Below are 13,808 nucleotides of genomic sequence, written 5' to 3'. Positions count from 1 at the left end.
AAACATGCCTAAAGCCTATCTGATCGCACACGTCAGCATCTCGGATGCAACGGCATACGCCGCCTATGCAAAAGCCGCAGGCGACGCGATGCGCCATTTCGGCCCGAAGCTCATCGCGGCGTCGGGACAGTATGAAAACCTCGAAGGCGAGGCTCACGAGCGGCATGTGATCTTTGAGTTTGATTCGTTCGCCGAGGCCAAACGGTTCTATGAAAGCCCTGAATACCAGGCAGCCAGGGCGCTGCGCGCCGGGGCAGCGACCGGGACGTTTGTCCTTCTCGAAGGGATCTCGTAACGCTGAGCGTGACCGATCGAACTGGTTCGGTTAACTAATCCACAGGCAGTCGGGAAACGCAGTCAAAGCATTTTGGGTTGAAGCCACCATAAACGAAACGCCGCGCTGACTCAGCGCGGCGAGACGACAATGGCGACCCGGCGGTTTTGTGCGCGGCCGACTTCCGTGCGGTTGTCGCCAACCGGGTCGCGCTTGCCTTTCCCAATGATCTCGACGTGTTCGGCAGGAAGGCCGGTGTCGACGAGTTCGAGCCCCACGACCTCGGCGCGGCGTCTGGACAACTCCAGGTCATAGGCGTTCGAGCCCTCCCCGTCGCTGTAGCCATAGACGCGCACGCTGTTGAGCCCCGCCGATGTGAGCGTGCGACCAATTCGCTCGACCGTGCGTCGGGCGTCGGGCTTGAGGTTATAGCGGTCGAAGTCGAACAGGATGGGGCCGGTCAAGCCGAACTCGAAGCCCTGCCCGGTCTCCTCGAATCCCGCAGACGTCAGTGCCTGGACCTGCTTCTGCGTCAGACCACGGTAGAGCGGCGGCGTCTTGCAGCCCCCAAGGAGCAAACACAGGAACAGTGCGCTCACAATGCCTGATCGCCAGATCCTTGCAGGAAACGAGTGTTTCTTCATCGCATTCCCCTCTTGCGCGCTGGCTTCGCACGCGCTGTTTCGAATCCTTGCGACGCTCGGGCTGCTGCGCCATGCCATCGCGTCAAGCCGGTCCGGCAACACCTTCGGCGAACTGCCACGAGCCCGGTCGCGCGCGCTTGGCCCGGTACATCGCCGCATCGGCAGCGCGCAGCAAGCCGTTCGCGTCGCGCGCGTGATCGGGATACAGCGCAATCCCGATGCTCATCATGGCGGCAACCGTGCGGCCATCGGATAACGTGATCGACAGCGTCGTGCCGGACAGGATGTCCTCGGCAATACGGGCGGCGCTGGCCAGTTCGCGCATCGGTGCCAGCATCACGGCGAATTCGTCGCCGCCGAGGCGTGCCACCAGATCGACCTCGTTCAACTGCGTGCGCAACCGCGCCGCGATGCCGATCAGCACCGCGTCGCCCGCGTCATGGCCGAAGCAGTCGTTGATCTCCTTGAAACGGTCACAGTCGAGATAGAGAACGGCGACCCGCTGCTCCGTCACCGTGGCCTCGCCGAGAGCACGCTTGAGGCGCGCCTCGAACTGCAAGCGGTTGGGCAGACCCGTGAGCGCATCGTGGGTTGCCTTGTGTTCGAGCGACGCGTTTTCGTTGCGCAGGTGGTTTTGCCAGTCTTCGAACTCATCGAGCAAGGCGTTGAAGTCGTCGCCGAGCTGGTTCAGTTCAGCAATCGCCGCGGGCTCGACCCGTCGCTCGAACGCGCGTTCGCGCCGCACTGCGTGGGCGACACCGGCCAGCGCGCGCAGCGGGGCAACGATGTTGCGCACCACGCGCTTCGAGCTGACATAGGCGCCAAGTACGCTAACGGCGAGGCAGGCCAGGATGCCGCCGACGCCGCCGAGCAGGAAGCCGAAGAACTGATGCCCCTGGCCACGCATTTCGACGTAACCGACGACGAAGCCGTCGTGCAGCACCGGTACGGTGACGGGTCCGGGCAGCGCAACGTCGGCGACTGCCCGCTCGAGCCGGGCGATCGCACCGGCGGCTGGCGCGCGCCAGGCCGCGAACGGGCGGCCCCTGCTATCCGTGACGACGATCTCAGCCACGTCCTCTTCCTTTGCGATCAGCTCGATCGCCTGGGCCGCTGCGACACGGTCGCCGAATACCAACGCCGCCTCGACCGTATAGCCGAGCGAGCGTGCCAGCAGGTTCAGGTTGTTGCCGGAATAGGCCCGCAATGCGATCACAGCGACCATGATCAACGATACCGTGGCCATTGTGACGGCGACGAACGCGAGACGCAGGTGCGCGCGGCGCAACACGGCTTGCAGCGTCGGGCGCGGCGTGGGCGAAGGGGAAACGGGGGGCGCGGGCTGTGTCATGGCGTCACCGGCCGCCGCGCGAGGTTGAGTACATTCGGGTGGACTCGTACGCCGCTACGCGCCACGGCATCGAGATTGATATCGAACGTGACGCGTTCGCCGTCGACATTGAGACAGAACATGCTGCCTGCGGTGCAGGACGGATCGTGTTCCGCAATCGTCAGGACAGGATGGCCAGCCACGGCAACGCCGACCTGCTGCCGCTCAGTGTCGCTCAGATCGCCTAGATACACGACCTGGCAGGTTGCGCCGAGGGTGGAATCATCAAACTGGACGTGCTGCACCTCGAGCGGCGTCGAGCCGGCGTGCAACGTGTCGACGAGGCCCTGCGCGTAGTCGGGCCGGCCCGTCACGCACAGACGCAGGTGCGCGGGCGGCGTCGGCCAGCGCGTAAAGCTGATGATGCCCAGCACGACCTGGCGCACGGCGGCGTCGCGTGGCGCAATGGCGGGATCGGTACGGCTCGCGCCAGTAACGGCGTGCGCCGTGCTGGCTGGATCGATTGTATTGGCGGGTGTCTCGGCGGGCACCGCCGGTGCCGCGCCCAGCGCGCAAGCCACTGCAAGCAAGACACGGCGAAGCGAGGCCGACCGGCCTGGCCGCCCGGACACTCCCAGCGCGGCGATCTCCGTCGCGCACCCTGGCGTCATTGCAGACGCGCGACAGGCACCCGCCGCGCGCACGCTCGCATTCATGATGGAAACACCTGTTGGCGTCGCTCCGCGCGCTGCCTTCTGGCTCCTGCCATCTGCGGGCCTGCACCAGCTTGTGCGCATAGAAATGCATCTTAGGCGCAAAGTCACACAATCAACCAGTTGTAAGCACCGGTTTTCTTCGTAGCCATCGACGATTGCCGCTGTGCAGCGAATTGATCTGCACATTCGCGGGTTAAAGCGGTCAGTGCAGGTTGCCGTGCAGCCCGTTTGAGGCGCCGCATTCGCGTAGCCAGGCGGAATTTTATGGCTCACCTCGTTTGGAAAATGAAGACCCCGCCACATCTAACCGCGTAACTGGCTAATGGGAGTGGGCACCGTTCCGGCGCGGCCCCGGACCACCCGGCTTCAGGACCTGTGTTTTCGCTGCGCAGTCTGACCCCAGGTGGCGCTCAAAGAGATCAGCAGCGCAAGTCTTTGCGGCTCCGTGTCCCGTATCCGGTCGTTAAACCGTCCTTACGCACAGATATCCATCGGGCGATGGCTACGCCCGGATGGCCCGATCGGCCGGATCGGATTTGACGTTTTCCCGGCTGCCATTCGCTGTGGAAGTTGCACTGCAACAACCTGCTTGTATGGGCCACCTGACAACGCCGGTCAATACCGACGCAGAAGAACGGACTCGCGAAAATCTCGTGCAGCTACCCGTCATGACACCGCGAATAGAGCACGCGTCTGATGGTTTCCCGGTTGTCGAACATGCCGATGTCCGTAAGCTCAAATGCTGATATCACGGCACCGGCGAGAGGCGCCGTACATCGCTGTTCCCGTCCTCGGTGACATAGAGGTTGGCGTTTGAATCCATGGCAATGTGCGCCGGGGTATCGAATAGCGCGGCCGGGCCGACGCCATTGGAAGTGCCCCACGTTTGATCCGGCTGGCCGGCGAGCGTGGACACCACGCCCGAGGGCGTAATCATGCGAACCTCGTTGTTGCCGCGGTCAACAACAAACATGTAGCCGAACTTGTCGACTACGATGCCCGCCGGGCCGTATTGAATCGGCGCGTGTAGCGGATCGTACGGGCCCGTGGAACCGAACGTCGCCGCGCTGGCGGCACCGTTGGTCGAACCAGCACCACCGGTTCCTGCCACCGTTGTGACCCCGGCCTGCGTAACCTTCAGCACCTTGTTGGCCCCGACGTCCATGACGACGACGTTTCCAGACGGATCCACCGCGACGCCGGTGGGCCAGTTGAACGTCGACGTCTTCGGACCACCCGCGAGCGTGGTGACGGCACCTGCTGCCGAGATCTTGCGGATCGCGCTGTTGCCCCCGTCGGCGACGATAATGTTGCCGTTCGCGTCGACCGCAACGTCAACCGGTGCGCTAAAGGTTGCCGCACTGCCGGAACCATCCGCGCTGCCTCGCGTGGGCGAGCCGGCTACCGTCGAGACAGTGCCAGCGGGCGTGACCATCCGGATCGCGTTGTTACCACTGTCCGCAACGAGGAGATTGCCATTGGCATCGAACGTCATGCCCTGGGGCGCATTGAACAGAGCCGATACGCCCTGACCGTCGGCATACCCCGCGCTCACCCCGCCTGCGAATACCGACATCACCCCCGCCGGCGTGAACCGGTAAATCGCATTCCCACCCGCGACATACACGTTCCCGCTCGCGTCCAGTGCGATCCCCGTCGGCCCACAGATGACCGCCTGAGGACTACAGTTCTCGTTGAGGATAATCCCCCCGGCCCCGCAGGGGACTTCGATGCCGCAGGACGTGTTGCTCCCGACGACACCGGGATCGACCACCGTCGCCGCGCCACCAAAATTCGAGACCTGCGCCTGCGCGCTCGCCCACGGATCCGGTGGGTCGTTTGTCGAAGTCGACGCACTCTGGGACGTGGCGCCGGGCGGGTCGCTGCCTCCACCGCCTCCGCACGCGGCCAGCAGCATGACAACGACAGCGGCCTGGGCGAGGTTCATGAGCGGGCATGTGAGACGGTGCGTTGATTGCCGCATTCCGGCTTTGTGCATTTTGGTCTCCTCAGCGTTTTCCGCCTGCATTCGACATGCGGCGAACGTTGAGGATAGTGGGCGCCGCACGGTCTGCGCATGATGCATTTGCACCATTGTGTGTGCCGGCCTCTGACGCACAGCGACATGGGTTGAATCTGTGGTCGATGCCGGACATTTCGTCCAACCGGAGCGACCTGCCGCGCGGGTGGACGACGGACTAGAAGCCGGCGCGTCGAAACTCGTCGGTCAATTCCACGTTGTTGCGCACACCCACGCGATCGTGTATCGCTTGCAGATGATTGCGAACCGTCGCAGGCGAGAGTGTTAGCGTTTTGGCGATGTCCTTATGGGTCAGGCCGGAGACCACGAGCTTCGCCACTTCGAGCTCCCTGGGCGAAAGGTAGTCAACCGGCATGCGTGCGCGCGCCCGCACAAAGACCATGTCGTGCAGCACATCAATCAAGGCAATCACCGCGCGACCCTGAAACCGTGACGGCACGCGCGAATTGATCAGGCCCACCAACGCCGCCGGCAAGGCGCGGTGCATGAGGGTTGGCCACTCGTGACGCAGCAGGTCGCGGAACCCCGGTTCGACAAAATGGAAGTCACCCACCGCATCGCTGATCGCAAGATGCCACGCGACACCACCCGCGTGCGGGCGGATACGCTCCATCTGGAATGTGAGGCTCGTGTTCAATGCCTCCCTGAGATGGGGAAAGACGAGTTCCAGCCGTCTTCGCTGCGTTTCGTCGAACCGTTTGTCCGGATACGCACCGTAAAGCGAAATGACCTGCAACAGGCCGTTCTCGCCCGTCCTGCTCGCGACAATCAGTCCCTGCATGTGACGGTATCGGCGTACATAATCCAGCATCCCTGGGTCATGGTTGCGCGCGCAGACTTCGTGTAGCTCAAAATTCGACACCTTGTCGAGGTGCGTGAGGCACCACGCGGCCACCGGGTCATGTTCCCTCACGGCCTCGTAGTCTCTCAGGCTCTCGGGCGAATCGTTATACAAAAATGGTGCGTGATACTTCGCACCGCGCTCGTCATGGCGCGTGGTTCCCCAGCGCGCCGCGTCAAACGGCACCACGCGCTTGAGCAGCGTAAGCGCATGCTCCTGGAAGGACTCGAAGGGTAGCTCGCGGGCTGCGCGATGCAACAAAACAAGCAATGCGCTGAATTCATGCACGGGTGCCTCCGTTATCAACTCCAGCTTTCCCCCGGCTGAAAACGGCAAACACCGACATCGAATCTTGTATTCGGTCTCTATCTTGATAGCAGAAAAATGACGACACCCCAAGCACTTGCCGCTCGTCTCGCTTTGCGCGCAGACGTCTGAACGGGTAGTGGACAAATCAACACTTCCATCAGAAGATTTCGACCTTAACGAGACGTGCCCCTGGCACGATGGCCCGGTTCGTCCTTCCGACGCATGCGCCGACCCGATCGTCAGGAAAATGAATGAAACAGCGACCCGGAATTCGACACGATTCTTCCCAGACTGCCAATGAGGCGATCCAGGCCGAGAGGCCGTTTTGGGTCGGCCGGTTTGCGTCAGGTGGCCAGGTCAGGCGCCCGAGTCAAGTGTCCAATAATGGCCGGTTTGCTCATGTTTTCGATCATTGGCGCCCTGCGGGGCCGGCGCAGTTCGCTATCGCAACTTGCCGAGCCACAGCGCCGTGAGTGTCGAGCGACTCCGAACGTTGAATTCAGTGTCGACCGATTTGATATGGACATGCGGCTCGTATGCTGTTGGCTTACCAGGTCCGGGTTCGCCTGGCAAGCGTTCATTTGCCCGATTTTCCCTCCGGCCCGGCGGCCGCGTTGGCCGCATTCTCCCCGCCTTCAGGCTGTTTCGGTGGAGCGACGTCACCGCCACGCACTTCACCTGCCCCTTTCGCCTTTTTGAGTTCGGCTTCCATCTTGCTGTAGATCCTGTCAATCGCATCGCCCCCTTGCGCTTCGGCGGGCCAATGCAGCAATTGCCCCCACAACGTGTTACGGTCCGCGGCCTTGCGCCATGCTTCTGACGTGGGGAAATTGGCTATCTGCTCGTCCCACTCCGTCAACATGCCCCACTGTAAGCACTCGAGCTCCGCAAAGCGGCCGACACCTCGAATGCCCCTGAATTCATCTTCGGGCAGGAAATCGGGCTTCCAGGGAACCTTCGCAAGGCCGTAAATATAGCCAATGGGACGCTCCTTCAAATCGCCAGGATCGTTCGCGCGAAACATGCCTGCCGCCGTAGCCGCAGTCATGCCGATCGAGCTGGTACGCGCGACCACCTCCATCAGGCACTCCGGCGTGAATTTCGCCTTGTCCCACTGGTGCGAATCGGCAAACATGCCAGCGATGCGCGCGAAGTATCCAGCGCGCGAAAGCGGGTCAGGCGGATACACGCCAACGACTTCATCGAAGCGTCCCTTGCGGATAGCGGGCAGGTCGAGCGTACCAACCAGATTGGTAATGAGCGCGTACACGAATCTGCGCTCCACCGCGCTCTCCTGCAAGCCTTTGAGCTTGGGAAGCATGCCCGGCGTCACGAACGTATAGAAGTTGGTCTCCTTCTCGCCGGATTCATCGCGACGCTTGAGAATCGGATCGAACTCGTCGAACAGAATGACCACCCGCGAGAGCATCGCCAAGGCGTCGAATACGGCGCGGGCACGCCCTTCGACGTTGGCCTCGCCGCTCTTTGCCAGATCGCTCGGCGTCACCTCCACCAGCGGTAAATCGCAGGTGCGCGCAAGCGCTTCGATCAACATCGTTTTTCCTGTTCCACCAGGACCGTGCAGCACCAGCGAACTCCTCACGTCACTACCGGCTCGCGTCACATGCGCACGCATCTTCTGCATCGTCATTGCCAGCGACTCACGGCCAATATCATGCTCATCGCGCTCCAGCTCGCACACCCCTTGCTGGGCGAATCCATAGTCCGGGTAAAAGAGCTGGCCAAGTTTCAGGCCTTTCGAGGTCGGATGGCGCACGGTGAAATGATCGAGAATCATGTCGTTGATGCCTTCGTCCAGCATTCGATTCAACGATGCGAGACTTTCCACCGCGTCGACCGTGGCGTTCACGTCTTCTTTCGCGCGCCGGTGATCGAACTCCTTGTACCAGCCTCTGATCGACTCTTCTTCGCCGTAGGCGCACTGGCGTTTGAAATAGTGAAACATATGGCTCACGCGCTGCCGGTCGATAGGCACATGGGCAACACGAATGAGTTCCGCCACTGCGCCCAACTGTTCCTCAGTATGGACGGTGTACATGCACTCTTTGTGCTCGTGGAAAGGGATGAGGCCGGTGAGCGTGCCGTCCGCCGACAAATCGGAGCAGATCAGGCCCGCTGCGAGCTTCAGGCGTTCGAGCTCACTCGACTCCGGTTTCTTGCCGAGCGTGAGCGCATAGGCAGGCGCCGCGTATGCGACTTCACCCGGCTCCCACGTTCGTGTGTCGGTATGATTGGCTGCGGCAAGCTGCGTGTCGATCACCGACGACAAATACCGTTTGCTCGCGCCCATGCTGTGGCGCACCCCCTCTGCCGCGTCGCGAAACAGCTTCGCGACTTCCTTCATCCAGTCCGGGCCGACGAATTTTTTGTGCGCATCCTGGGTCAATGCACGTCCACGTCCGATCGCATTGAGCGCGAACGCATGCCCGGTCTGCGACGGCCAGTCTCCCTCGTTGGGCGCGTGGGTGGGGAGTTCCTCGGCAACGATCTTCAGATTCTCCGCCAACGCTTCGAGGCTACTCTTGACGATGCCATGGAACTCTTGAGTCAGCGTGTCCAGATTGAAACGGCGACCGATCAAGGGCGTGATGTTAAACACCACGTTGTGCTCGGCTAACGACAGTTCCGTTTCCAGTTCCCGCAGAAGCCTTGCCTTGTCGAGTTCCCGCCACGCTTCCGGGATGCCCGGATAAGCCAGTGTGCCAAGATAAGCGTTGGTACGGTCCAGATACTCCAGCAGATCGGCCGTCTGTTCGAGCACCTTCGCGAGATCGCAGAGCGCGCGCACACATTGACAGGTCGAATACGCCGTCACCCAGCCGTCATCGCCACCACGCGCCCCGCCGATGCACCAGTCCGGTTCGGCCGCCGTGAAAATCTCGCGTACGACCCAATACCACGAGCGCATGGTCGCCCCTGAGGTCGCCAGGTGGCCAGTCGCAATGCACATACGCATGCCTTCCGCCGCGGCCAGCACGGGCGCGTACTCCTCCTTCAACTCTTCGATCGAGACGTCCTTGACACGGTCCTCGATGTTTGCAACGCTGACTTCGACTTCCTTTCGATTCCGTGCATACTGCAAACGCACGCGCGCACATTTCCAAACCTCATAGCGCTGCTTTGCGGCGGGCTCCAGAACCGTCAGCGCCTTTCGCCCCTTGTTGCGCATCTCCGCGCTCGCTTTCCTGATCTTGTCGAGTGCCCGCAAGTCGTCCATATGCGCTTCGAGATCGTGCGGCGGCTCGACACGCGACTCGCGGCGCTGCGCGTCGCTCATTGCGCCAATGGCGCTCGACCACGGCACTACCGGCTTTGGCATAACGCTCTCCTCCGGCGCGCGAAGCGCCTTCGCAATGAGTCTGCAACACCTCGTGAACGAAGCCGTCGCTCGCCTTCTCTGCAAAAGTACGCGAGAGCGCGGACGACACTTCGCAGTCCTGCTTATTCGCCCCGATATGAATGCCGTTGCGCAGCGTCGCATACGCGAAGTATTTAAGCGCGCGTTCGCGCAACCCGCCGGGTTCGGCGGTCTGACCTGAACGCTGCAAAAACGTTCTCGCGACGAGACCGCCTGTTGAGTGAGCGGATAGACAGCGGCGGAAATCGTTCTTGCGCGCGTCATTGAAGCCGCAAAACGGATCGGCGGTGGTTTCACCGATATCCACCTGATTCGTTGCGAACCCACGCATAGGGATGATGGGGTCGTACGAATCCGGGCTCACGTTGGACATGGGCATGCGCTTCTCCCGCGCGGAGCCGCGCGACATCGCTCACGTGAAGAGCGTGTCGATGGGAAATGCGGCTTTCACTCGATGGCGAGCGGCGCGCGGACTGCCTTGATGCCCGAAATTCGCGAATCGGGGCAATGAAACGACCCGACGCGACGCGTCTGATCCTAGTATCGAACGGGAAGCAGACCTGAAATGTGCGGTAGCGCACATTACTCTCGCGCGTTTTCCGGCCCTAAGCGCAATTTCAGGCGCTGCCTGTGGGTCTGCGGGCCTGCGGGCCAGGACATCCCGTCCGCCAGAATTGCACGTGGTTTACGCAACCGCCGGATCAAAGGCCAACGGTCAGCGCCAACCATCGGCCACTATTGCCGCGTGAGCATCAGGTTCAGGTTCTGAACCGCAGCGCCGGATGCCCCTTTGCCAAGATTATCGAAAACCGCGGACAGCAGAACGTGCCCGTGTTCCTCGTCGGGAAATACGCTTAAACGCATGTCGTTCGTACCGTTCAGCACCTGCGGATCGAGGTGCTTCAAACCGCCCGATTCGTGCAGTGGCAAAACACGCACATGGGCCGCCTCGGCATAGTGGCGTGCAAGGCATGCGTGTAACGTGGCGCCATTCACGCCGGGGGCCAGCAACCGAAACGCCAGGGGGACCGTCAGCACGATGCCCTGGCGGAACGAACCATACGCGGGAACGAAGATGGGACGCTGCGCGAGCCCGGCGTGCCGCTGGATCTCCGGGGTGTGCTTGTGCGCGAGTTCCAGACCATAGACCTGGTATGAGGGCGCGTTGGCAGCGTCCGGTCCCTCGTGTTCCTCCACACCGGCACGCCCGCGTCCGGAGTAGCCGGATACCGCATGAATGCTGATCGGGTAGGTGTCCGGGATCAGCCCGGCCTGCGCCAACGGACGCAGCAGACCGACTGCGCCGGTCGGATAGCAACCCGGATTGGTGACCCGACGGGCGTTCGCAATCCGCTCGGCCTGCCCCGGCGTCATCTCCGGGAAACCGTAAGTCCAGTCCGGTTGCGTGCGGTGGGCGGAGCTTGCGTCGATAACCCGGACAGCAGGATTGACGATGGCGCCCACGGCCTCGCGCGCGGCGGCATCCGGCAAACAGAGGATGGCGATGTCGCAGGCGTTGATGGCTTCTGCGCGACGCCGCGGGTCTTTACGTTCCGCAGCGGCCAGGGTGAACACGCTGATGTCGGTCCGGTTGCGCAGCCGGTCGTGGATTTGCAGGCCGGTGGTGCCCTGGTCGCCGTCGATGAAAACTACGGGAGAGCTCATACGTGGATGACTCCGCTGACTGTGAGTGGTAACGGGGGAAAACGAGGGGGAAAGCGAACCCCTATGTTGCGCGGACGGTTAGAATAGAGAAAGTTGAATTTCATAACGTTGATATTCAGGTTTTCTGAATCTGGACGCCCACATGCGAGAGATCAGCCTGGACCGCTTGCGCACGCTGGTCGAAGTTTCCGACCGTGGTTCGTTCGTCGATGCGGCGCGTGCGTTGCACCTCGCGCCGCCAACGGTCAGCCTCCACATCGCCGAACTCGAAGACCGCATTGGCGCTCCGCTCCTGTCACGCAAGCGCGGACATGTGGGGCCGACGGCGATAGGCGAGGTGCTGGTGGAGCGTGCGCGCCGACTGCTGGCCGACGCGGAGCAGGCCCTGGACGATATTCAACGCCAGGTGGAAGGACTCGAAGGGCGCGCGCGGCTGGGCGCGTCCACGGGTGTGATCGCGCACTTGCTGCCGCAAGCGCTGGAGGTCCTGCGCGAGCATCATCCCGCCATCGACATTCAGATCGCAGTGCTAACTTCGCAGGAAACCCTGTCCCGGCTGGTGGACGGGACGCTGGATGTCGGGCTCGTCGCACTGCCTCAGCCCCCGGTGGCCGGGCTCGTGATCAAGCCCTGGCGCCGCGACCCCGTGATGGCCTTCGTGCCGGCGCATTGGCGGTGTCCGGCCCGCGTCACGCCTGAATGGCTCGCCGCCCAGCCGCTCATCCTCAACGACGCGACCACGCGTCTCTCGCGCCTCACTACGGAGTGGTTCGCGACCGCGGGGCACCATCCCGCGCCGCGCATTCAGCTCAACTACAACGATGCGATCAAGAGCCTGGTAGCGGCAGGTTACGGTGCAACGCTCCTGCCCCACGAGGCCACGACGCCCTTACCCGACGGGCGCATTGTCATGCGCCCGCTGCGCCCGGCGTTGTGGCGACGGCTCGGTATTGCCCATCGTGCAGGGTACGTCGAGCGTTCCACGCAACATGTGCTGGACGTGCTGTGGGATTTGCGATTGGCGTAGGCGTTGCCATTTTCTGCGCAGGTGCCGCCCATGACGCCTCCGACGCGCATCACAAGCGACCTATCCTGAGCCATTCGAGAGCGGGATGCTCGCCGGGTACCGCTTGAGGAACGACTTCATGCGCCAGTCTCAAGCCTCGGGCCGAGTTGGCGAACCAGACGACCGCATCCTGCGTCGTACGGTTGGCGAGAACGAAAGCCCGGAACCCCGGATTGTTTCCCCAATGAAAGAAGCCATCCTGGAAGGGTTCGAGACCCCAACCCAATCCCCAGGCAACGTTGGGATCGGGCGGGTTCCGGCCGTGGAGGTGTAGCGGCGCGGCGGTTTTGTCACCATTTCGCGTTGGTTTTAACACCGTTGGCCACAGTCAGCTTTGCGAGAGATTTGACACTACTTGGGCTTACCGTCGGCAGTCAGGAAATCAGCGCCGCTGGACAGGGATAGCCCTTGGGCTGCCATACCGTCTGAGGTCAGTGCTCTGAAGCGACACCTACAGCCGGCGTGAATCGGTGGAAGACGCTCCCAGATCTTGTCGGTGTAGTGAAAAACGCGCTGATGCCTTTTTCGGCATAGCGCGCAAGTTTCGGCATCGTCGATGCATATCCATTGCCAATACGGCCGGGTATCGATTGACTCTAAGGCTCGTTCTGCTCGGCGTTTCATTGCCGACCGCATCTCTGCGTCGAATCCCGGAGGTCTGCGCGCCATCTCCATCTCCTTTGCTCTGAAGTTTGGATGATGCCATGCCTCTAAGAGCAGCCGCCAGCACGCTTGAGCCGCCTGACCGGCTCAGATGGCGCGCGGCGTCGGATCGATCGTTGCGTTCGCCAGACAGTGCCCCTTCCCGAAAATCGCGTCGATCAGCGGCGCGACGATCTTCGCCCAGCGCTTGCCCTCGATGAGCGCATTCCCTGTCCGCGTCGAGATGGTCTCGGTCGCAGGCCCCCCGAATAGCGCGTTCCCACATTCGTCGTAGGCGACGGCCATGCTTTTCGCGCGACTCTCGGCACCGAAGCTGGCCTGCGCCAGCATCGCGACGAGCAGCACGGGAGTGACGACGAGGCACATCAACCACAGACCCACGAGTTGCAGGCGGCTCATTGTGCTTCTCCCTGGAGGATGGGCTGGATTCGGTCGGCCGCAATCACTGCGGGCGTCGGCGCGGTGGGGTTGGCGAGGTATGCCAGTGCCTCCTGAATCGACGGGAGGTTCGGATCGATGCTGGCTTTCGCGGAGACAGCCATCTGATAGGTGTTCCAGAACTCCGCGATGATCGAATCTGGCGGGATCTCTACCGTCGGCACGGGATTGACCAAAGCGCTGCCCACCGGGACGCCCGAGGTAGCAAGCGCCTTCAGCAGCATTCGCTCGCTCGTCGTGAAGGCCAGATAGAACTGCATCGGCGTGAGCAGGCTGTAATAGCCGCCCGCCCCAACCCAGGCACCGTCAATGAACTGGGGAGTCACCCCAGGCGTCATCGTGGGCTCGATCAGCGTGCTGTTGTCGTGGATAAAGGGGCTGTCGACGACTCCCGTCAAATACCCCTTGGCATCGTATAAGAACTGAACCGGCATGATCTCCC

At 62.3% G+C, this 13,808-nt stretch carries 13 protein-coding genes; 2 read left to right on the top strand and 11 right to left on the bottom strand.

What is annotated here, in order from left to right:
* Positions 1–4 precede the first annotated feature (4 nt).
* Positions 5–295: a DUF1330 domain-containing protein gene (locus C7402_RS25345; RefSeq protein ID WP_116612610.1), complete on the top strand. Its 291-nt coding sequence runs from the start codon at positions 5–7 to the stop codon at positions 293–295.
* Positions 296–405: 110 nt separating this feature from the next.
* On the opposite strand, the gene yfiB is transcribed toward C7402_RS25345, so the two are convergent.
* The 8 genes from yfiB to argC form a co-directional block, all read right to left on the bottom strand.
* Positions 406–918 (bottom strand): outer membrane lipoprotein YfiB, encoded by a 513-nt coding sequence (gene yfiB / locus C7402_RS25340; RefSeq protein WP_116612609.1) that lies wholly within the window; start codon positions 916–918, stop codon positions 406–408.
* An 82-nt stretch (positions 919–1,000) separates the two neighbouring features.
* On the bottom strand, positions 1,001–2,269 hold the full coding sequence (gene dgcN / locus C7402_RS25335; RefSeq protein ID WP_116612608.1) for a diguanylate cyclase DgcN/YfiN: 1,269 nt from the start codon (positions 2,267–2,269) through the stop codon (positions 1,001–1,003).
* The gene (gene yfiR / locus C7402_RS25330) at positions 2,266–2,964 is read right to left on the bottom strand and encodes a regulatory sequestration protein YfiR (protein WP_116612607.1); all 699 of its coding nucleotides are present in this window, start codon (positions 2,962–2,964) and stop codon (positions 2,266–2,268) included. The genes dgcN and yfiR overlap by 4 nt, the downstream gene beginning before the upstream one ends.
* A gap of 748 nt (positions 2,965–3,712) precedes the next feature.
* Positions 3,713–4,963, bottom strand: coding sequence for an NHL repeat-containing protein (locus C7402_RS25325; RefSeq protein WP_208948999.1), 1,251 nt, complete (start codon positions 4,961–4,963; stop codon positions 3,713–3,715).
* Between the two features lie 199 nt (positions 4,964–5,162).
* Positions 5,163–6,134 carry a helix-turn-helix transcriptional regulator gene (locus tag C7402_RS25320; protein WP_112176869.1) on the bottom strand — a complete coding sequence of 324 codons (972 nt, stop codon included), beginning with the start codon at positions 6,132–6,134 and terminating at the stop codon, positions 5,163–5,165.
* A gap of 598 nt (positions 6,135–6,732) precedes the next feature.
* Complete coding sequence (locus C7402_RS47790; RefSeq protein WP_224044100.1) at positions 6,733–7,791, bottom strand: AAA family ATPase; 1,059 nt, start codon at positions 7,789–7,791, stop codon at positions 6,733–6,735.
* A gap of 1,492 nt (positions 7,792–9,283) precedes the next feature.
* The gene (locus C7402_RS47785) at positions 9,284–9,913 is read right to left on the bottom strand and encodes a hypothetical protein (protein ID WP_244314938.1); all 630 of its coding nucleotides are present in this window, start codon (positions 9,911–9,913) and stop codon (positions 9,284–9,286) included.
* Between the two features lie 356 nt (positions 9,914–10,269).
* The gene (argC, locus tag C7402_RS25305) at positions 10,270–11,199 is read right to left on the bottom strand and encodes an N-acetyl-gamma-glutamyl-phosphate reductase (RefSeq protein ID WP_116612604.1); all 930 of its coding nucleotides are present in this window, start codon (positions 11,197–11,199) and stop codon (positions 10,270–10,272) included.
* A gap of 142 nt (positions 11,200–11,341) precedes the next feature.
* On the opposite strand from argC, the gene C7402_RS25300 reads away from it, so the two are divergent.
* On the top strand, positions 11,342–12,226 hold the full coding sequence (locus C7402_RS25300; protein WP_116612603.1) for a LysR family transcriptional regulator: 885 nt from the start codon (positions 11,342–11,344) through the stop codon (positions 12,224–12,226).
* Positions 12,227–12,616: 390 nt separating this feature from the next.
* Here C7402_RS25300 and C7402_RS48335 read toward each other — a convergent pair whose 3' ends face one another.
* From C7402_RS48335 to C7402_RS25280, 3 genes are all read right to left on the bottom strand, one after another.
* Positions 12,617–12,889 (bottom strand): phage minor head protein, encoded by a 273-nt coding sequence (locus tag C7402_RS48335; RefSeq protein WP_425273802.1) that lies wholly within the window; start codon positions 12,887–12,889, stop codon positions 12,617–12,619.
* Positions 12,890–13,015: 126 nt separating this feature from the next.
* Complete coding sequence (locus C7402_RS25285) at positions 13,016–13,327, bottom strand: hypothetical protein (protein WP_116612600.1); 312 nt, start codon at positions 13,325–13,327, stop codon at positions 13,016–13,018.
* Positions 13,324–13,800: a hypothetical protein gene (locus C7402_RS25280; RefSeq protein ID WP_133254550.1), complete on the bottom strand. Its 477-nt coding sequence runs from the start codon at positions 13,798–13,800 to the stop codon at positions 13,324–13,326. Before C7402_RS25280 ends, C7402_RS25285 begins: the two co-directional genes overlap by 4 nt.
* Positions 13,801–13,808 lie beyond the last annotated feature (8 nt).

The organism is Paraburkholderia unamae (genome assembly GCF_003096875.1).
Lineage (GTDB): Bacteria > Pseudomonadota > Gammaproteobacteria > Burkholderiales > Burkholderiaceae > Paraburkholderia > Paraburkholderia unamae.
Note: the sequence above shows the minus strand (reverse complement) of the source record. Positions and strands in the feature narration are given on the sequence as shown.